Annotated in this window: 16 protein-coding genes; 7 read left to right on the top strand and 9 right to left on the bottom strand. The window is 70.5% G+C overall.

The genetic code is table 11. The features are described 5' to 3' along the window. Positions 1–70: 70 nt before the first annotated feature. Positions 71–1,120, top strand: coding sequence for a glucose 1-dehydrogenase (locus AB0H84_RS32505; RefSeq protein ID WP_357612674.1), 1,050 nt, complete (start codon positions 71–73; stop codon positions 1,118–1,120). A 6-nt stretch (positions 1,121–1,126) separates the two neighbouring features. Here AB0H84_RS32505 and AB0H84_RS32500 read toward each other — a convergent pair whose 3' ends face one another. Both AB0H84_RS32500 and AB0H84_RS32495 read right to left on the bottom strand, forming a co-directional pair. After that, positions 1,127–2,026, bottom strand: a complete 900-nt coding sequence (locus AB0H84_RS32500) for a CHAP domain-containing protein (RefSeq protein WP_357612671.1) — start codon at positions 2,024–2,026, stop codon at positions 1,127–1,129. Positions 2,027–2,207: 181 nt separating this feature from the next. Beyond that, a complete protein-coding gene (locus AB0H84_RS32495) occupies positions 2,208–2,978 on the bottom strand; it encodes a protein phosphatase 2C domain-containing protein (RefSeq protein ID WP_357612669.1) in 771 nt (256 codons plus the stop codon). A 76-nt stretch (positions 2,979–3,054) separates the two neighbouring features. On the opposite strand from AB0H84_RS32495, the gene AB0H84_RS32490 reads away from it, so the two are divergent. The 4 genes from AB0H84_RS32490 to AB0H84_RS32475 all read left to right on the top strand — a co-directional run bounded on the left by AB0H84_RS32490 (position 3,055) and on the right by AB0H84_RS32475 (position 8,267). Next, complete coding sequence (locus AB0H84_RS32490) at positions 3,055–5,076, top strand: N-6 DNA methylase (protein ID WP_357612666.1); 2,022 nt, start codon at positions 3,055–3,057, stop codon at positions 5,074–5,076. 192 nt (positions 5,077–5,268) lie between these two features. After that, entirely contained in the window at positions 5,269–6,159 is an 891-nt protein-coding gene (locus AB0H84_RS32485) for a serine/threonine-protein kinase (RefSeq protein ID WP_357612663.1), read from the top strand. Between the two features lie 59 nt (positions 6,160–6,218). Next, positions 6,219–7,214, top strand: coding sequence for a LacI family DNA-binding transcriptional regulator (locus tag AB0H84_RS32480; protein ID WP_357612660.1), 996 nt, complete (start codon positions 6,219–6,221; stop codon positions 7,212–7,214). Then, a complete protein-coding gene (locus tag AB0H84_RS32475; RefSeq protein ID WP_357612657.1) occupies positions 7,215–8,267 on the top strand; it encodes an aminoglycoside phosphotransferase family protein in 1,053 nt (350 codons plus the stop codon). A 96-nt stretch (positions 8,268–8,363) separates the two neighbouring features. Here AB0H84_RS32475 and AB0H84_RS32470 read toward each other — a convergent pair whose 3' ends face one another. Then, positions 8,364–9,122, bottom strand: a complete 759-nt coding sequence (locus tag AB0H84_RS32470; protein ID WP_357612654.1) for an SDR family oxidoreductase — start codon at positions 9,120–9,122, stop codon at positions 8,364–8,366. Between the two features lie 61 nt (positions 9,123–9,183). Between AB0H84_RS32470 and AB0H84_RS32465 the strand changes: the two genes are divergently transcribed. Then, positions 9,184–10,062, top strand: coding sequence for a LysR family transcriptional regulator (locus AB0H84_RS32465; RefSeq protein ID WP_357612651.1), 879 nt, complete (start codon positions 9,184–9,186; stop codon positions 10,060–10,062). A gap of 82 nt (positions 10,063–10,144) precedes the next feature. Here the strand turns inward: AB0H84_RS32465 and AB0H84_RS32460 are convergent, their stop codons facing one another. The 5 genes from AB0H84_RS32460 to AB0H84_RS32440 all read right to left on the bottom strand — a co-directional run bounded on the left by AB0H84_RS32460 (position 10,145) and on the right by AB0H84_RS32440 (position 15,893). Then, complete coding sequence (locus tag AB0H84_RS32460; protein ID WP_357612648.1) at positions 10,145–11,659, bottom strand: glycoside hydrolase family 13 protein; 1,515 nt, start codon at positions 11,657–11,659, stop codon at positions 10,145–10,147. Between the two features lie 4 nt (positions 11,660–11,663). Continuing rightward, on the bottom strand, positions 11,664–12,593 hold the full coding sequence (locus AB0H84_RS32455) for a carbohydrate ABC transporter permease (RefSeq protein ID WP_357612645.1): 930 nt from the start codon (positions 12,591–12,593) through the stop codon (positions 11,664–11,666). Continuing rightward, complete coding sequence (locus AB0H84_RS32450; protein WP_357612642.1) at positions 12,590–13,456, bottom strand: sugar ABC transporter permease; 867 nt, start codon at positions 13,454–13,456, stop codon at positions 12,590–12,592. Before AB0H84_RS32450 ends, AB0H84_RS32455 begins: the two co-directional genes overlap by 4 nt. Before the next feature lie 4 nt (positions 13,457–13,460). Next, positions 13,461–14,810, bottom strand: coding sequence for an extracellular solute-binding protein (locus tag AB0H84_RS32445; protein WP_357612639.1), 1,350 nt, complete (start codon positions 14,808–14,810; stop codon positions 13,461–13,463). A 93-nt stretch (positions 14,811–14,903) separates the two neighbouring features. Beyond that, entirely contained in the window at positions 14,904–15,893 is a 990-nt protein-coding gene (locus AB0H84_RS32440) for a LacI family DNA-binding transcriptional regulator (RefSeq protein ID WP_357612636.1), read from the bottom strand. A 239-nt stretch (positions 15,894–16,132) separates the two neighbouring features. On the opposite strand from AB0H84_RS32440, the gene AB0H84_RS32435 reads away from it, so the two are divergent. Beyond that, positions 16,133–19,387, top strand: a complete 3,255-nt coding sequence (locus AB0H84_RS32435) for a discoidin domain-containing protein (protein WP_357612634.1) — start codon at positions 16,133–16,135, stop codon at positions 19,385–19,387. Here the strand turns inward: AB0H84_RS32435 and AB0H84_RS32430 are convergent. Then, on the bottom strand, positions 19,384–20,256 hold the full coding sequence (locus tag AB0H84_RS32430; RefSeq protein WP_357612631.1) for a sugar kinase: 873 nt from the start codon (positions 20,254–20,256) through the stop codon (positions 19,384–19,386). The two genes, AB0H84_RS32435 and AB0H84_RS32430, sit on opposite strands and share 4 nt — an antisense overlap. Between the last annotated feature and the right edge of the window lie 59 nt (positions 20,257–20,315).

The raw sequence follows: 20,315 nt of genomic DNA, 5'->3' as shown, positions 1-20,315 counted from the left end.
TTCGACAGTACGACGTCCTGGTATTTGCCGCGGTCGCCTGGGGTAGACGTGCCCCAGGGGGTGAGGCCGCATGCGCGCGCTGACGTTCGCACCGGGGAGGAAAGGGACGCTGGCCGTCGAGGAGGTGCCCGATCCGGCGCCGGGCAAGGGCCAGCTGCTCGTGCAGGGGCTGGCGCTGGGCGTCTGCGGGACCGACCGGGAGCTGTCGACGGCTGACTACGGCTGGCCGCCGCCCGGCCGGGAGCGGATGGTCATCGGGCACGAATCGCTCGGCCGGGTGCTCGAGGTGCCCGAGGGGTCGGCGTACTCGCCGGGCGACCTGGTGGTGGGCGTGGTGCGCCGGCCGGACCCGGTGCCGTGCGGGGCGTGCCTGCGGGGCGAGTTCGACATGTGCCGCAACGGCCGCTACACCGAGCGCGGCATCAAGCAGCTCGACGGGTACGGCTCCGAGCGCTGGACGGTCGAGGCCGGGTACGCCGTGCGGCTGGACCGTTCGCTGGAGAGCGTCGGCATGCTGGTCGAGCCCGCCTCGGTGGTCGCCAAGGCGTGGGAGCAGATCGACCGGATCGGGGCGCGGACCTGGTTCGAGCCCCAGAGACTGCTCGTCACCGGCGCCGGGCCGATCGGGCTGCTGGCGGCGCTGATGGGGCGGCAGCGGGGGCTCGAGGTACACGTGCTCGACCGCGCCCCGGAAGGGCTCAAGTCCCGGCTGGTGGAGGAGCTCGGGGCGACCTATCACTCGGCGACGTCGCTCAAGGCGTTCGCCACCGACAGGCCCGACATCATCATCGAGTGCACGGGAGCCGGGGCCCTCGTCATGGACGCCATGATCAGCACGGCTGCCGCGGGCATCGTCTGCCTGGCCGGTCTCGCGCCCGGCGGGCGTACGCACCGGGTGGACGCGGGGGTGATCAACCGGGACATCGTGCTGGAGAACGACGTGGTCTTCGGCACCGTGAACGCGAACCTGCGGCACTACCGGGACGCCGCCGCCGCCCTGGAGAAGGCCGACCTCGGGTGGCTGGAGCGGCTCATCACGCGCCGGGTGCCGCTGTCACATGCCCTGGACGCGTTCGAGCCCGGCGACGACGTCAAGGTCGTCATCGACCTCACGGCCTGACCTGCCTCAGTCGAGCTCGTAGGGCTTGCGTCGCGTGGGTGTCGGGTTCCTGGCCGCCGTGGTGGCAGAGCCCACCGGGACGCGGGGTCTGGCGGGGCGGGGCGCGGGTGCCGGGGTGGCGTGCGGCTTGGCCCGGACATTCTCGGAGGACGGCGCCTTGACCCGGGCGTTCTCGGAGGGCGGCGCCTTGACCCGGGCGTTCTCGGAGGGCGGGGCCTTGGCCACCGGCGGCTTCTTCACGGAGGGTGGCGTGGCGGAGGGGTGCGGGTGGGTTGGTGCGTTCCAGGGCCAGGTGAAGCGGCGGTGGGTGCCGCGGCGGCGGCCCGAGAAGCGGAGGGAGAGGACGACCGTCATCAGCACCATGGCGGTCAGCAGCGCGGGCGGCGTGCCTAAGAAGTCCAGCGGCGATCCCGACCCCGAGCGCGACGCCGGCACGAAGGGGCGTTCGGTCAGGCGGATCTCCACCGGCTGGTCGGCGGTGGCCTTGACCAGGCGCGGTACGCCGTACCCCACGACCTTGTCGGTCTCCCTGGTCTTGCGCTTGAGCCAGATCCCGTCCACGTTCGCCTCGATGGTGTGGATCTTCGAGCCCTTGACGCTCTCCACGATCCCCACGTGGTCGATGCCCTTGTAGCTCTTGCCGCCGCGCCAGTCGAAGAAGACCAGCGCTCCCGGCTCGGGCTTCTGGGTCCACGCCCCCTGCCTCATGAACCAGGCGGCATGGGAGGGCGTCCAGGCGAACTGGCCGACGTACTGACTGATGCCGGCCTTGTCCGCGGCCCAGGCGATGAACATGTCGCACCACGGCGCGTCGCGGTACTGGGTGTCTTGGACGCGATCCGCGTACCACTGGCCGAACTTGGTGAACTGGCCGCTCTTCTCCTTGTAGCCGAGTTCCTGCCGCACCGTCTTCAGCAGCTCGTCCGCGATCGGGTCCAGGGTGACTCCTCCCAGAAAACCGCCAAATCACGATGGACTGTAGTAGCGCCATTGCGGATTTGCGCGATTCACTCGAAAAGTGTCGCGGTATGAGCCGAAATTTCGGGTTTGTGGCTGGTGAGGCTTCTGAGGTTGACTACTACACCTGTTAGGAGCCGGCGCCGACCCGGTAGACCGTCACCTCGCCCGCGCCCGGCGCGACGACGTCGGCCACGATCACGGTCACGTTGTCGGGCGAGCCGCCCTCGTTGGCAAGATCGATCAGCCTCTGGACGGCCGCGCCCGGGTCTGCCACGGTGGTCAGGACCTCGTGCAGGACCTCGGGACCGAGCACGGTCGTGAGGCCGTCGGAGCAGAGGAGGTAGCGGTCATCAGGCTCGGCTTCGCGCAGCGCCATGTCAGGCTCGGCCCTGCCCTCGCTGCCCAGCACGCGCAGCACCATCGAGCGGCGCGGGTGCACGGCGGCTTGATCCTCCGTTATGCGCCCTTCGTCCACCATCGACTGCACAAGTGTGTGATCCTTGGTCATCTGGTAAAGAGCACCGTCGCGAAGCAGATATCCGCGGGAGTCACCGAGATGAGCCAGGGCGAACCGGTAGCCGTCCCACAGCATGGCGGTCACCGTGGTCCCCATCCCCCTGCGCGCGGGGTCGATGTCGGCCAGCTCGACCAGCCGGCGCGCCGCCTCGTGCACGGCGCCCTCCAGCGCCCCCTCGAGGTCCGCGCCCGTCTCGGGAAGCGTGGCATCCAGCTCGCGCATGACGGCGATCGCCGCCGAGCTCGCCAGCTCGCCCGCGGCGTGTCCGCCCATCCCGTCAGCCACCACGAGCAACCGGCCACTCGCATAGCCCGAATCCTCGTTCTGCTCCCTGCGGCGGCCCACATCTGATCCGGCGGCATAGCGGATGTTGTGCTTCATACCTTGCAGTAAATCATTGGTTGAAAGACTTCACAAGCAGATGCGCTGAAGACTCTTGTGAACTAATGTGGGCTCCATGAGCCACGACCCGACCGTCAACGCCGGGGACATCGCCCGGCTCGCAGGCGTCGGGCGTGCCGCGGTGAGCAACTGGCGCCGTCGCCACGACGACTTCCCCGATCCCATCGGCGGCACGGCCAACCAGCCGCTCTTCTCACTGCGACAGGTCGAGTCCTGGCTGCGCCGCTATGGGAAGTCCTACCAGGTCTCCCTGGGAGATCGGGTGTGGCAGCGCATGAAAGCCGCGGGCGATTTGCGCCTGGGCGAGCTGGTGGCGCGGGCAGGAGCCCTGCTGACCAGCCAGGCGGCCACCCTGACCAGCGGTCCGGCCGGCGCGGACGCGCGACCGGACAGTGGCGGCGCCCCGGGCGTGGCGCGGGGCGGTGGCGGGGACGAGCCGGACGCGCAGCGGACCGGGCGCGGGCACGAGCCGGGCGCGCAGCGGACCGGGCGCGGGGACGAGCCGGGCGAAGGCGTGGCGGCGGCCGGGCAGGGCCTCGAGCCGGAGGGGCTGGAGCCGGAGCTGGCAGAGCTCGTGCTGGAGCTGGCCGAGCAGCATGGCGCGCTGACCGCGTACGAGTTCCTGTGCGAGCGCTATCTCGAGGCGCACTCGCGGCAGCTCTCCGTGACCCGCGAGGACGTGGCCGCGCTCATGGTCCGGCTCGTACGCACGGACGGCGCCACGATCCTCGACCCCGCCTGCGGTGTCGGCACGCTGCTCCTCTCCCCCGCCAGAACGCCCGTCACCCTCTCCCCTGCCAGAACGGAGCCGGACGAGCCGGACGAGCCGGGCACGGTCAGGGTGCTCGGGCAGGAGCTCAGCGAGACCTCGGCGGCCCTCACCGCCGCCAGGCTCCGGCTGCGGGGCGTCGAGGCCCGGGTCGTGTCCGGCGACTCGATGCGCCACGACGCGTTCCCCGGCGAGAAGGCCGACGCCGTGGTGTGCGATCCGCCGTTCAACGAGCGGGCCTGGGGCTACGAGGAGCTGACCGGCGACCCACGCTGGGAGTACGGCCTGCCGCCGCGCGGCGAGCCGGAGCTGGCCTGGGTGCAGCACTGCCTCACCCACGTCAGGCCGCGCGGCCTGGTCGCCATCCTCATGCCGCCGGCCGCGGCCAGCCGCAAGGCGGGCCGCCGCATCCGCGCCAACCTCCTGCGCGCGGGCGCCCTGCGTGCCGTCATCGCGCTGCCTGGCTCGGACCTCTGGCTGCTGCGCCGCCCGGCGGCCGGCGAGCGCCCGCCGTCCGACGTGCTCATCCTCGACGCCACGGAGGACCTCGGGAGCGTCGAGCCGGCCTGGCAGGCATACCTGGAGGACCGTTCCGACCAGACCGTACGCATCATCGACCTGCTGGCCGACGAGGTCGACATGACCCCGGCCCGCCACCAGCGGCGCGACGACGTCGGCAAGGCGTACGCCGAGGCCCGCGACCGCTTCCTGGCCGCCGCTGCGGCGCCGCCCGACCTGAAGATCCTGGAGCAGCCGCTCGGCCAGCCCGCCACCACGCTGGGCGACCTCATCAAGGAGGGCCTGGTGACCACGTCGCAGGCGCCGCCCAAGATGGCCGCCGACGGCGGTGACGTGCCGGTGCTCACCACCGACGACGTCCTCAACGGCACCCCGCCGTCCGGCTTCACCACGATGCAGCAGGGCCTGGTCCCGATCCGCCCCGGCGACGTGGTGGCCTCCTACTCGAGCGTGCGGGTGATGGCCGACGGAGGCGCGATGCTCGGCCCCCACCTGACCCTCTACCGGGTGGACGCGCACCGGCTGGACCCCGACTTCCTGGCCGGCTTCCTGCGGGCCGCGGGCGGCCGGGTGACCACCGGCTCCAGCAGGTTCGACGTGCGCCGCACCCGGCTGCCGCGCCTGTCGCTGAAGGAGCAGAAGGCGTACGGCGAGGCCTTCCGGCAGCTCGCCGTGCTGGAGGACGCCATCCGCGAGACCTCGACGCTGGGGCAGACGTTGATCAGACTGGGCCTGGATGGCCTCACCGACGGCCACCTGCACCCGCCTGCTCATGGCCTCACTCCGTGAGGCGGGCTCGGTCGCTGGGGAGCCGCCGCTCTGCTCATGGCCTCTGCTCCGCAGAGGCGGCTCGGTCGCTTCCGAGCCGCCGCCTTCCCTCGTCACTCCGGTCGCTACGCTCCCTGCGTTCCTCAGTCCAGGCGACGGCGCGCCCTCGCCTGACGGTGTAGTTTTTTCCCGAAGGCTGCTGGGAGGGGCGGAATGGTCATCGGTGACCGCTATGAGCTCGACGACCTCCCTCTCGGGCAAGGCGGCATGGGCGCCGTCTACGCGGGCCACGACCGCCACCTCGACCGGCGGGTGGCGGTGAAGCTGCTCAGGGTGCCCAGCGGGCCGGATCACGAGCTGGAGCGCAGGTTCATCCGCGAGGCGCGCATCCTGGCCAGGCTGGAGCATCCGGGCGCCCCGGTGCTCTACGACTTCGGCACGTACGAGCAGCGGCTCTACCAGGTGATGCAGTTCATCGAGGGCGTCACGGTGGCCGACGTGGTGAGCGAGCACGGCCCGCTGCCCGTGTCGTGGGCCGCCGCGATCGCCGCCCAGGCGTGCGCGGTGCTGTCGGCCGCCCACGCGCTGGCGATCTGCCACCGCGACCTCAAGCCGACGAACCTCATGCTCTGCCCCGACGGCAGCGTGAAGGTGCTCGACTTCGGCCTGGCGATGCTGCGTGACACCGACGTCACCACGTTCACGAGGATCGGGCAGATCCTGGGCACGCCGGCGTACATGGCTCCGGAGCAGATCCAGCACGGCGTCGCAGAGCCGCGCAGCGACCTGTACTCGCTGGGCTGCGTCCTGCACGAGATGCTGACAGGCCGCCAGCTCTTCACCGGCCCCACCGACTACATGGTCTTCGAGAAGCAGGTCAAGGAGCGCCCGCCGGCCATCCCGGGGCTGCCGCCGGAGCTGGGCGCGCTGCTGTCGCAGCTGCTGGAGAAGCGGCCGGACGACCGGCCCGCCAGCGCGAACGAGCTCTACGATCGGCTCGACCCGTTCGCGGTGAAGCTGCCCGTGCTGCCCGGCTTCCTCACCACGGCCCCGAGCCCCGGACGCATGTACGCCCGCATGGCGGGCCGCGCGCTCAACGCCTGAGGGCCCTCTCTGGTGCGGGGACTGTAGATTTCTGCCGTGCTCTCCGTCCTGGTGCTCCCATGAGACGCCCGACCCTCGAGGCGGTCGCCGCCCGGGCCGGGGTCTCGCGCGCCACCGCGTCCCGCGTCGTCAACGGGCAGACGACAGTGGCGCCCCACATCCGCGACGCCGTGCAGCGCGCGATCGACGAGCTGGGCTACGTGCCCAACCCGGCCGCGCGGAGCCTGGTCACCCAGCGCACCGACTCGATCGCCCTGGTCGTCAGCGAGCCGGGCACCCGGGTCTTCTCCGAGGACCCGATGTTCTCCACGGCGATCAGGTCGGCGTCGATGGAGCTCGAAACGGTGAACAAGCAGGTCGTGCTGATGCTGGCCGCCTCCGCCGAGAGCCACGCCCGCGTGGAGCGTTACATCGCGGGCGGGCACGTCGACGGCGTCATGCTGATCTCCATGCACGGTGCCGACCCGCTGCCGTCCGCGCTGTCCCGCCTTCCCTTCCCCGTGGTCTCGTACGGGCGGCCCGCCGTCCCGGTGGACATCCCGTACGTCGACAACGACAACGTGGGCGGGGCGGAGGCCGGGGTCCGGCACCTGGTGGGGTCAGGGCGCCGGAGGATCGCCACGATCGCGGGCCCGCAAGACATGATCGGGGGCCAGGACCGGCTGACCGGCTACCGCAACGTGCTGCGCGACTCCGACCTCCCCTCTGCCGTCGCGGTCGGCGACTTCACGCGGGAGTCGGGCGCGGTCGCGATGCGCCGGCTCCTGAGCGACGATCCCGGCCTGGACGCCGTGTTCGTGGCCAACGACCTGATGGCGGTCGGCGCCCTGCAGTCGCTCCGCCAGGCCGGGCGCCGGGTGCCGGACGACGTGGCCGTGGTGGGCTTCGACGACATCGAGGCGGCGAAGTACACCGAGCCGCCGCTGACGACGCTCAGGCACCCGGTGGCCGAGCAGGCGGCGGCCATGGTCCGGCTCCTGCTCAACCTGTTCGAGGGCGGGCCGGCGGAGCCGGTGATCATGCCCACGGAGCTCGTGATCAGGGAGTCTGCCTAGATGACCGCCGACAGCACCGCCCAGTCCGCCACCCCGGCCGCCGCCGCGTCCGCCACCTCGGCCGCCGCTGTCTCCGCTGTGTCCGCCGCTGTGTCCGCCGCTGTGTCCGCCGCTGTGTCCGCCGCCGTCTCGGTGGCCCAGGAGCACGGCGTCGAGGTGCGGGAGCCGGTGGTGCTCAACGACTCGTTCAACCTCCGGATCCACCTGCGTCCGGCGCCGGTCGTGGCACGGGTGCCGACCGTGACCGCGTGGGGGCGGGCACGACCCGCCGACGCCCTGCGGCGCGAGCTGGAGGTCGTGTCCTACCTGCACGGGCAGGGCGTGCCGGTGGTGCCGCCGAGCGACCTGCTGCCTGCCGGACCGCATCTGCGTGACGGGTTCGCGATCTCCTTCTGGACGCACGTCGAGCACGATCCCGGCTTCCAAACGAGCCCGGAGACGGCCGGGCGGGCGCTCGCCGAGCTGCACGAGGCGCTGCGGGGCTTCCCCGGCGAGCTGCCCTATCTCGGGCCGGTGCTCGAGGAGCCGCTGCGGCTGCTGGAGCTGCTCGACGGTGAGGTCGCGCCCGACGTGCTGGCGCGACTGCGGGAGGCACACCGCGGCCTGGCCGAACGACTGCGGGACACGCACGCGGGCCTGGCCGAACGGCTGGGCGACGCGCACGCGGGCCGGGCCGAACGACTGCGGGACACGCACGCGGGCCTGGCCGAACGGCTGGCGGGCCGGCCGGCGCAGGCCCTGCACGGGGACGCGCATCCCGGCAACCTCCTCGCCGCTCCCGCCGGGCTGCTCTGGAACGACTTCGAGGAGAGCATGGCCGGGCCCGTGGAATGGGATCTGGCCTGCCTGCTGCGCACCAGGCGGCTCGACGGGCGGGCGGCCGTGCGCGCCTACGGGCGTGATCCCGATGATCCGGCGCTCGGTGACTTCCTGGCGGCACGCGCACTGCAGGGGACCCTGTGGATGCTCGTCAGGGGGCTGCGGCTGCCCTCCGGGGCCGCCGACGCGGCGCTGCAAGCGTGGCTCCGCGACCCCAGCGGTGCGAGCCGCTAAGGGCGGCCGTCACACCGGCCCATGCCGCCGCGCGGACCGAGGAGGAGGGGCGTCACACCGGGGCCACGCCGCCACGCGGGCCGAGGAGGAGGGGCGTCACACCGGGACCACGCCCCCACGCGGGCCGAGGAAGTAGCCGCCGGTGACGTCCAGGACGTGGCCGGTGATCCACCGGGACTCCTCGCTTGCGATCAGCGCCACGGCGTCCGCGATGTCCTGCGGGCGGCCGATGCGGCCCAGCGCGGTGACGTCGGTCACCGCGCGCTCGCCGGTGCCGTCGTCCGCGCGGAGCCAGGCGTTCATGTCCGTCTCGGTGACCCCCGGCGAGACGGTGTTCACGGTGATGTTCCGCTCGCCGAGGAGAGGGGCCAGGCTGAAGCCCAGCGTGTCGAGGGCTCCCTTGGTCATCGAGTAGACGAGGTCGGGGAGGGCGATGCGGACGACGGCGGAGGAGATGTTGATGATCCGGCCGCCGTCGTTCAGCAGCGGGAGGGCGCGCTCGATGATGAAGTACGGCGCCCGCACGTTCACGGCGAAGACCCGGTCGAACTGCTCCTCGGTCACCGTGCCCAGCACGCCGCCCAGGATGGCGGCGTTGTTGACCAGGATGTCCAGCCGCTCCCCCGCGATGCCCTCGAACAGCGCGTCCACGCCCTCCTCGAACGCGGCCCGCACCGCGTACGCCTGCCCGCCCGCGCCCTCGATGGCGGCCACCGTCTCCTTGGCCAGCTCGTCGTTCCTGGCGTAGTGGACGATCACTCGTGCTCCGCCGGCGGCCAGGCGCTCGGCGATGGCCCGCCCGATCCCGCGCGAGGCTCCGGTTACCAGTGCGGTCTTTCCTGCCAGATCTCTCATGCGCTCATCGTCAGCCTCGGCGCTTCTGTCCGTCCAAGACCTGCCGTTATAGCTTCTTGCTATGGATGCCCATATTCGAGATCTGCGGTATTTCGTGGCGGTCGCCGAGGAGCTGAGCTTCACCCGGGCGGCGGCTGAGCGGCTGTTCATCTCGCAGCCCTCGTTGAGCAGGCAGATCAGGCAGCTGGAGCTGTCCCTGCGGGCCAGGCTGTTCGAGCGCGACCGCCGTACCGTGACGTTGACGGCGGCGGGGGCGGCGCTGCTGCCCGAGGCCCGGCGGATCATCGAGCAGTGGGAGCGCGCGCAGCGGGCGGTGGCGGCGGCGCGCGAGGAGCGGACGCTGGTCGTCGGGTTCCAGACGCGGATCGGGCGCGGGCTCGTACCGTCCATCTCGTCCGCGCTGCCCGGCTGGGACCTGCGCTTCCGGCAGATTCCCTGGAGCGATCCCACCGTGGGACTGGGTGACGCCCAGGTCGACGTGGCTGTCGCGTGGCTGCCCATGCCCGGCCACGGCGAGTACGACTGGACTGTGGTGAGCACGGAGGAGCGTTGGGTGGCCCTGCCCGCGGGCCATCCGCTGGCGGCACGCCCCGAGGTCGCGCTCTCCGACCTGGCCGAGGAGCCGTTCGTGGCGCTGCCGGTCTCGGCCGGGCCCATGCGGGACTTCTGGCTCGCCGGCGACCAGCGCTCGAAACCGGCGATCGTGGGGGCGGAGGCGGAGACGGCCGAGGAGGCGTTCGAGCTGGTCGCGTCCGCACGGGCCGTGGCGCTGGTCTCGGCCGGGAACGCCGAGCTCTACCGGCGCGACGACGTGGTGAGCAGGCCGGTGGCGGGGCTGCCGCCGAGCCGGCTCGCCATTGTCTGGCGGCGGAGCGACCGGCGGCAGGCCGTGCGGACGCTGGTGGAGGCGTTCGTGACATGCATGGACGGCTCGCGGTGACGTGGGCGGCGCGGTGACGTGGGCGGCGCGGTGACGTGGGCGGCGCGGTGGGGCAGCCGGCGCCGAGCTCGTCGCGCCGCCATCAGTCCCGCGTGAGCCAGGCCGTGGTGTCGGTGGGCAGGGTCCCGTCCTCCAGCGGGCCGCTGGCCAGGAGGAGCCGTCCCGGAGGTAGCGGCACCGGGTCGGGGGCCAGGTTGGTGACACAGGTCAGGCCCGAGTCGCGGGTGAACGCCAGGACCTTCTCTCCCAGTGGGAGCCAGGTCAGGGTGCCGTCCCCCAGCAGGTCACGGCGCAGGCGCAGGGCGTCGCGGTAGAGGTTGAGCATCGAGCCCAGGTCCGTGCGCTGCGCCTCGGCCGTCAGCTTGCGCCAGCTCTCCGGCTGCGGCAGCCACGGCGTGCCCGTGCCGAAGCCGAACGGGGGCTCGTCGCCGGACCACGGCAGCGGGATGCGGCAGCCGTCCCTGCCCGGGTTCGTCCCGCCCGACCGGACGTACATCGGGTCCTGGCGGAGCTCGTCCGGGAGGTCCTCCACCTCCGGCAGGCCCAGCTCCTCGCCCTGGTAGACGTAGACCGAGCCGGGGAGCGCCATGGCGAGCAGGGCCGCGGCCCTCGCACGAGGGTAGCCCAGCTCCAGGTCGGACGGGGTGCCGTGGAGCCGGCCGCCGTGCTCGAACGCGGTGTCCTCGCGGCCGTACCGGGTGACCGGGCGCGTCACGTCGTGGTTCGACAGGACCCACGTCGGCGGGGCGCCGATGGGCGTGTGGGTGGCGAGGGTCAGGTCGATGACCCTGCGCAGCTCCGCCGGCTCCCACGGGCAGGACAGGAAGTCGAAGTTGAAGGCCGTGTGGAGCTCGTCGGGGCGGAGGTAACGCGCGAAACGCTCCTGATCGGGGAGCCAGACCTCCCCGATCAGGACGCGCTCGCCGTACTCGTCGGCCACCTCGCGCCACCGACGGTAGACGTCGTGGACCTCGTCGAGGTCTTCGTAACCCGTGTCCGACTTGATCAGCAGGGCCGCGGAGTCGATGCGCACGCCGTCCACGCCCCGGTCGAGCCAGAAGCGCAGCACGTCCTCGAACTCCTGGTGCACCTCCGGATTGCCCCAGTTGAAATCCGGTTGTTCAGGGGCGAACAGGTGCAGGTACCACTGGCCGTCCGGCACCTGCGTCCAGGCCGAGCCGCCGAAGATCGACTGCCAGTCGTTGAGCGGCTCGTCGCTGAACCAGAAGCGCTCCCTGGCTGCCGGGTTCGCCAGTGCCTCCTTGAACCAGGCGCTCTCCGTGGAGCTGTGGTTCGGCACCACGTCGATGATGACCCTGATGCCGAGTTCGTGCGCCTCCTCGATGAAGCGCTCCGCCTCGGCGAGCGTGCCGAAGACCGGCTCGATGTCGCGGTAGTCGGCCACGTCGTAGCCGCCGTCGGCCATCGGCGACGGATACCACGGGTTCAGCCAGATGGCGTCGATCCCGAGATCCTTCAGGTACGTCAGGCGGGAGCGCAGGCCGGCGAGGTCGCCGACGCCGTCACCGTTGCCGTCGGCGAAGCTACGCAGGTAGACCTGGTAGATCGCGGCCCCCCGCCACCACGTTTGCGACATGCGCTTATCCCTTGATGCTTCCGGCGGTGAGCCCCGCCATGATGTGCCGTTGGAAGATGAAGAAGACGATGATCATGGGGATGCCGGCGATGACCAGGCCGCCCATGATCTGGTTCTGGGTCACCGCTCCGGCCGTCTGCGACAGGCCCACGCTGATCGTCATCTTGTCGCTGTCCGTCATGACCAGCAGCGGCAGGACGAAGTCCTTGAACGCGGTGACGATCGTGAAGATGGAGACCACGCCCAGGATCGGCCTGGAGACCGGCAGCACGACCGACCACAGCACCCGCAGCGGGCCCGCGCCGTCGATCTGCGCCGCCTCGATCAGCTCCCGCGGGATGGAGTCGAAGAACCGCTTGAGCAGGAAGATGTTGAAGCCGTTCGCCGCCGCGGGGAACCACAGGCCCCAGGCGTTGTTGAGCAGCCCCAGGTCCACGATCGTGACGTAGAGCGGGATGAGGATGACCATCGGCGGGATCATCAGCGTGGCCAGCATCGCGCCGAGGATCACGTTGCCGAACATCGGGCGGAGCTTCGACAGCGCGTACGCCGCCGTGACGTCCACCGCCATGGAGAACAGCCAGGCGCCCAGCGCGTAGTACGCGGTGTTCGCCAGCAGCGTGCCGATGTCGAACAGGTCCCACGCCTCGAGGAACGCGCTGAGCGTCGGGTCGGCGGGGACGAGCGTCGGCGGCATCTGGGCGATCTCCTCCGGCGTCTTCATGGCGCCGGTGACCATCCAGTAGAGCGGGAAGACGAAGGCCAGGGTGAAGGTGACGATGACCGCGACGAGCACGAGCCAGTAGATCCGCCTGCCCCACGTGCTGTTGAGCTGGTGCGGCGAGACGATCGTACGGAACTGCACCTGGATCGGCTTGGGCGTCCTTTTCGTGCTGCGCCGTCTGGTAGCCGTCTGCGCATCAATGGCGATCATGCCCTGTCCTCACGGGTCGTCCTGAGCTGGAGGGCCGCGAAGACGAGGAGCGCGAGCATGAGCAGCATGCCGAGCGCGCCCGCCTGGCCGTAGTTCATCTGCGAGAAGGCGAACTGGTACATCAGGTACGCGACGGAGACCGTGGCGTTCTCCGGGCCGCCGCCGGTCAGCATGTACGGCTCGATGAACACCTGCATGGTCGCCACGATCTGCAGCATCAGCATGAGCAGCAGGATCAGCCGGGTCTGCGGGATCGTGACGTGCCTGATCCGCTTGAGGATCCCGGCCCCGTCGAGCTCGGCGGCCTCGTACAGCTCGGGCGCGATGTTCTGCAGCGCCGCCAGGTAGATGAGCGTCGCGCTGCCCATGTTCATCCAGGTCGAGACGAGGACGAGGGAGATCAGGGCGGTCGACGACGAGTCCAGCCAGGCCAGCGGCGGCAGGTGGAGGAGGTCCAGGATCTGGTTGAACAGCCCGGGCCCGGGATCGTAGAACCACCTGAACAGCAGCACCGCCACGATCGGCGGCAGCATGACCGGCAGGTAGACCACGAACCGCAGGTAGGCCCGGGCGTGACGCAGCTCGTTGAGCACGAGCGCGACGACGAACGGCACGGCATAGCCGCACAGCAGGGCGAGGAGCGTGAACTCCACGGTGTTCAGCCAGGCCTCGCCGAAAGCCGGGTCCTGGACGGCCGCCTTGAAGTTGTCCAGCCCCACCCAGGTCGGCGGGTTGATCAGGTCGGTCTTCTGGAAGCTCAGGACGAACTCCCTGACCATCGGATACCAGGCGAACACCGTGAAGCAGAACAGCGCCGCGCAGAGGAACCCGTAGGCCGTCAGATTGCGCCTCAAGATCCCCATAAGGTCAGCCCTTGGCCGCCAGCATGGAGTTGGCCTTGGTCTCGGCGTCGGCCAGGAGCTGGTCGATGCCGGCGTCCTTGCGGCTCAGCACGCCCGACATGACCACGTCGAGGATGGCGTACAGCTCCTGCGCGTGGACCGGCTCGGCCTTCGGCGGGACGGTCGCGGCGGCCTGCACGTACGGCTCGTAGTTCTGGACCGGCAGCGAGGCGTTCTTCACGCGGTCGGCCTGGATGGCCTTGCCGGTGGCCGAGTCGCCGTAGACGTCGTTGTCGGGCACGCCGACCGGGTTGCCGTTGGCCTTGCCCCGGGCGAAGTCGAAGCGGCCCTTGCCGACGGTGTTGTAGCGGAAGTCGACCCACTCCAGGCCCGCCCTGGCCTCCTCGGGGGTGGCCTTCGGGTTGATCATGAACGCTTCGCCGCCGCTCAGCGACGCCTTGGCCTCGGGGAAGCCGGTGATGCCGTAGTCGGCGACGTTGCCCTTGAACTTGTTGACCACGTCGGTGACCACGTCGGGCGCGCCCAGCATCATGCCGACCTTGCCGCTGCCCATCGCCATCATCAGCGACTCCCAGCCGACCAGGAGCTTGTTGCCCATGCTGTTGTCCACCCAGCGCATGTCGTGCAGGTTCTGCAGCACGGCCTTGCCCTCGGGCGAGTTGAACGCGGCCTTCTTGTTGTCGGGGGTCAGGATGGCGCCGCCGCGGCCGTAGATGGCCTGGGTGAAGTGCCAGCCGCCGGTGTTGCCGCCGGAGTACTCGCCGTAGCCGACGTAGCCGGGGCCGAGCGCGGCGATCTTCTTGGCCGCCTCGCGGACCTCGGCCCACGTCTTAGGCGGGGTGTCGGGGTCGAGTCCGGCCTTGGTGAACAGGGCGCGGTTGTAGACCAGGCCGACGCTGTAGTGGACGTTCGGCACGCCGTACACCTTGCCGTCCTTGGTGACCAGCTCGCGGACGTCGGCGCGCAGGTCGTTCCAGTTCTTGACGGCGCCGGTGTACGGCGTGATGTCGAGCGCCTGGCCCTGGGCGATGACGTCGGCGTAGTTGGTCACCGGGACCACGAAGACGGTCTCCATCTGGCCGCCGGCCAGCTTGGGGCCGAACGTCTTGGGGTCGAAGCACGGCTGCTGGTCGGTGCTCTTGACCGTCACGCCGGGGTGCGCCTTCATGAACGTGGCCACGTCGTCGTCCCAGGCCTGCCGTTCCTTCGGCGCGGACCTGGCGGGCTGGCACGCCACCGTGATCGTCACGGCCTTGGCGCCGCCCGCCGACGGGGTGGCGGGCTCGCCGGAGCCACAGGCGGTGGCCGAGATGCCGAGCACGGATACGAGCAAGAGCCCAGTGGATCTCCGCATGGTCTGACCCTTCTGATGCGAGGTGCCCACACCATAGGATCGCGAACGAAGGCGCGCAAGATTTCGACTGACTATTGCAAGATAACGACTACATCACGTACGCGCGCGGGCCGTGGAGGCGCGGACCACGAGCTCCGGCTCGAAGAGGAGCTCGTCCGCCGGCACCACCGCCTTGTCGATCTGCGCGACCAGCAGGTCCACGGCGGCCCGGCCCATGGCGTCGATGGGCTGGCGGACAGTGGTCAGCGGGGGCTCGGTGCAGTTCATCAGCGCGGAGTCGTCGAAGCCGATGACCGAGATGTCCCCGGGCACGGCGAGCCCCGCGCGGCGGGCCGCCCTTATGGTGCCGAGCGCGAGCAGGTCGCTGGCGCAGATGACGCCGGTCACCCCCCGCCTGACCAGGCGGGCGGCGGCCGCGTGCCCGCCCTCCAGCGAGAACATGGTGTGCTCGACCAGCTCCGGGTCCCCGCCCTCCGCCTGGAACGTCTCCAGCTTGCGCCGCGACGGCATGTGGTCCTTGGGCCCGAGCACCATGCCGACCCGCTCGTGGCCGAGCGCGCGCAGGTGGGCCAGGGCCATCTCGGCGGCCACCGCATCGTCGCACGAGACCTGCGGGAAGTCGAGGTGCCGGACGGCCGCGTTCACCAGCACGGTGGGCAGCTTGCGCTCGTGCAGCAGCTCGTAGTGCCCGTGCGAGGCGTCGGCCTGGGCGTAGAGGCCACCGGCGAAGACGACGCCGCTGACCTGCTGCTGGAGCAGCAGATCGACGTAGTCGGCCTCGGAGACTCCGCCGACCGTGCGGGTGCACAGCACCGAGGTGAACCCCTGCTGGGCCAGCGCCCCGCCGACTACTTCCGCGAAGGCGGGGAAGATCGGGTTCTGCAGCTCGGGGAGCACGAGGCCGACCAGCCGGGCCCGGTCGCCGCGCAGCTGCGTCGGGCGCTCGTAGCCGAGCACGTCGAGAGCGGTCAGCACGGCCTCGCGAGTCGCGTCGGACACCCCGGGCTTGCCGTTGAGCACGCGGCTCACGGTCGCCTCGCTCACTCCGACCTTCTTGGCCACCTCTGCGAGTCGTCGCGTCATGCGCAAACTATACGGCCTTCAACGCAAACGCTTGCAACGGCTTACGTGGACCGGACGTCGGGACTTGCACGGTTGGAACGGCGTACTTCCCACGTCCGGCTGCACCCTGACCAGCGGGGAGGCGCCCCATTTCGCGATCCCTGTCAGTCAATTGCTTGCGAAATTTCGTCGAAATATTGCGGTGATCTGCTCGACATCCTATGGTTCGGCCATCCGCCTTAGCCGAAGGGCCATCCCCCATGAGAGCACTCTTAGCCGCCCTTTCGTTACTCATCGGACTCCTGGCCGCACCCGCGTACGCGGCGGCCGACGCCAACCTCGCGGCCGGCAAGCCCGCCACCGCCAGCAGCTTCACCGACGTCTACACCGCCGCCAATGTCACCGACGGCAACCAGGTCACCTACTGGGAGTCGGCCAACAACGCCCTCCCGCAGTGGGTGCAGGTCGATCTCGGTGCCGGCGCGAGCATCAACAAGCTCGTGCTCAAGCTGCCGTCCGGCTGGCCGAGCCGTACCCAGACGCTGACCGTCCAGGGCAGCGCGAACGGCTCGACCTTCGGCACGATCGTCGCCTCGGCGACCTACACGTTCAACCCGGCCGCGACGATCACCTTCGCCGCCACGACCACCCGCTACGTCCGGCTGCAGATCACCGCGAACACCGGCTGGCCGGCGGGCCAGATCTCGGAGCTCGAGGTCTGGGGGGCCACGACGGAGAACCCGGGCGCCGATCTCGCCGCCGGCAAGCCGATCACCGAGTCCTCGCACACCCACACGTACGTGGCCGCCAACGCCAACGACGGCAACCTGCAGACCTACTGGGAAGGCGCCGCCTACCCCAACACCCTCACCGTGCAGCTCGGCGGCAACGCCGACCTGACCTCGATCACGCTCAAGCTCAACCCCGACCCCGCCTGGGCCAGGCGCACCCAGACCATCCAGGTCCTCGGCCGTGAGCAGAGCGCCACCGGCTTCACCAACCTCGTCTCCTCGGCCACGTACACCTTCGACCCGGCCACGGGGAACTCGGTGACCATCCCGGTGACCGCCAAGGTCGCCGACGTCCGGCTGCAGATCACCGCCAACTCCGGCGCCCCGGGCGGGCAGGTGGCCGAGTTCCAGATCTTCGGCACGCCGTCGGCCAACCCCGACCTGACGGCGGGCAACCTCACCTCGAGCCCGGCGGCACCGGTCGAGACCGACGCGGTCACGCTCTCCGCCACGGTCAGGAACGCCGGGACCGCGGGCTCGGCCGCCACCTCCGTGAACTTCTACGCGGGCACGACCAAGGTCGGCAGCGCCGGCGTGGGTGCGCTGGCCGCGGGGGCGTCTACCACCGTGTCCGCAGATATCGGGACCAGGGACGCCGGGACCTACCAGCTCTCCGCCAAGGTGGACGAGGAGAACAAGGTCGTCGAGCTGAACGAGGCGAACAACACCGCCACCGGCACGCTGACCGTGAAACCGGTCGACACGGCCGACCTGATCGCCTCCTCCGTCGCGTGGACGCCCGGCAACCCCGCCGCGGGCAACACGGTGACGTTCTCCGTGGCGATCAGGAACCAGGGCACGGTCGCCTCCAGCGGCGGCTCCCACGGCATCACGCTCACCGTCGCCAACGACTCGGGCACCGTCGTCAAGACGCTGACCGGCTCGGCCGGCGGCGCCATCGCCCCGGGCGCCACCACGGGCCCGGTCAGCCTGGGCACCTGGACGGCCGCCAACGGCAGGTACACGGTCAGGACCGTGCTCGCCGACGATCCCAACGAGCTGCCGGTCAAGCGGGCCAACAACACCAGCGAGTCGCCGCTCTTCGTCGGCCGCGGCGCGAACATGCCGTACGACACGTACGAGGCCGAGGACGCCGTGATCGGCGGCGGCGCGGCCCGCGTCGGCCCGAGCAGGGAGATCGGCACGATCGCCGGCGAGGCCTCCGGGCGGCGCGCGGTGACGCTCAACCAGACCGGCGCGTACGTCGAGTTCACCACCAGGGCGGACACGAACACCCTGGTCACCCGCTTCTCGATGCCCGACGCCGCGGGCGGCGGCGGTCTCGACTCGACCCTGAACGTCTACGTGGACGGCACCTTCCTCAAGGCCGTCAACCTGACCTCCCGCTACGCCTGGCTCTACGGCGCCGAGGCGAGCCCGAACAACTCGCCCGGCTCGGGCCCGCCCAGGCACATCTATGACGAGGCGAACGTGCTGCTCGGCACCACCGTGCCGAAGGGCAGCAAGATCAGGCTGCAGAAGGACGCGGCCAACGGCCAGACGTACGCGATCGACTTCGTGGACTTCGAGCAGGCGACCCCGATCGCCAACCCGGACCCGGCGAAGTACGCCGTACCGGCCGGATTCACCCATCAGGACGTCCAGAACGCGCTCGACAAGGCCCGCATGGACGCCGGCCTGGCCGGCGTCTACCTGCCTCAGGGCGACTACCAGACGTCCGGCAAGTTCCAGGTGTACGGCAAGCCCGTCAGGATCGTCGGCGCCGGGCCCTGGTTCACCCGGTTCCGCTCCCCCAGCGGGCAGGAGAACACCGACGTGGGCTTCCGCACGGAGTCCTCGGCCAACGGCTCGACGTTCGCGAACTTCGCCTACTTCGGCAACTACACCTCGCGCATCGACGGCCCGGGCAAGGTGTTCGACTTCTCGAACGTGGCGAACATGACGATCGACAACGTCTGGGCCGAGCACCAGGTGTGCCTGTACTGGGGCTCGAACACGGACAACATCACGATCAAGAACTCGCGGATCCGCAACCTGTTCGCCGACGGCCTGAACATGACCAACGGCAGCACCGGCAACCACGTGACCAACGTCGAGGCCAGGGCCACCGGCGACGACAGCTTCGCGCTGTTCTCGGCGACCGACAACAACCCCGGCGAGCAGACCGGCAACGTCTTCGAGAACCTGACCTCGCTGCTCACCTGGCGGGCATCAGGGGTGGCCGTGTACGGCGGCTACGACAACACGTTCAGGAACATCTACGTCGCCGACACGCTGACGTACCCGGGCGTCACGATCAGCTCGCTGGACTTCGGCATCCCGATGAACGGGTTCGGCGCCAGCCCGCCGACGACCTTCGACAACATCTCGCTGGTCAGGGCCGGCGGGCACTTCTGGGGGCAGCAGACGTTCCCGGCGCTCTGGCTGTTCTCCTCCTCCAAGGTGTTCCAGGGCATCCGCGTCAGCAACCTGGACATCGTGGACCCGACGTACAGCGGGATCATGTTCCAGACCGGCTACTCCGGCGGCGCGCCGCTGAACCCCGTCAAGGACACGGTCATGACGAACGTGTCGATCAGCGGGGCGCAGAAGAGCGGCGACGCGTTCGACGCCAAGTCCGGGTTCGGCATCTGGGTCAACGAGCTGCCCGAGCCGGGGCAGGGCCCGGCCGTCGGGTCGGCCACGATGAACAACCTGAGGTTCGGCGGCAACTACCAGAACATCAGGAACACGACCTCGACCTTCACCCTGACCACGAATTAGAGCTCCGACCTGGTGGGCAGCCCCTGCCAGTCGCTCACGCTGGTCACCGCGGCGGCGCTCAGCAGCGCCCCGCGGTGCAGGCGTTCCTGGGGGATGAGGCCGTCGAGCGCGGCGCTGATGTAGCCGGCCGCGAACGCCTCCCCCGCGCCCGCCGTGTCCACGATGGGCACCTGCCAGCCCGGCACGTCGTACCGCATCCTGTCGGCGCGCACGCTCGCGCCCTTCGCGCCGCGGTCCACCACGACCTCGCGCTCCGGCGTGAGCGCGGGCTTGACCAGGTCGAGCTCGTCCTGGCGGAGGAAGAGCAGGTGCGAGGCGCAGGCCAGCTCGCTGAGCACGTCCTCGGCCTCGCGTACGGACGGCCACAGCTCGGGGACGTAGTCGACGGAGAAGGAGATCATCACCTCGGCGTTCCGGGCGGCGCTCACGGCGGTGCGCACCGCCTCCAGCGCGTCCCGGCCGAGGCCCGCCGTGAGGCCGGTGACGTGGAGCATCTTCGACGCGGCGATCCGGTCGATGGGCACGTTGCCCGCCGCGAGCCGCGAGCCCGCCGAGCCGGCGCGGTACTGCGTCACTCTCAGTTCGCGGCCGACGCGGATCTCCCGGAGAATGAGTCCCGTACGCAGCCCTTCGGACACGCGCATGTCCGCGACGTCCACGCCCTCGCCCTTGAGCGCGGTGAGCACCCTGGCGCCCAGCTCGTCGTCGCCCACCTTGCCCAGGTAAGCGGACCGGTGTCCGAGTCTGGCCAGCGCGACGGCCAGCGTGAACTCGGGCCCGCACACGTCCAGCCGGGCCTCGCTCTCGTGGCGGACCCGGCCGCTGGAGACGACGCCGAGGGGCTCGCCGAGCGTGTAGACGTCGGTCATGGGCCAGACTGTACTTGGTCGGGTGGTTCTGGACCGATTTTTTACCCATAACCGCTGGA

The organism is Nonomuraea sp. NPDC050786 (assembly GCF_040654115.1).
Classification (GTDB): domain Bacteria; phylum Actinomycetota; class Actinomycetes; order Streptosporangiales; family Streptosporangiaceae; genus Nonomuraea.
The sequence above is the reverse complement of the archived record's forward strand: the minus strand, read 5'-3'. Positions and strand labels throughout refer to the sequence as shown.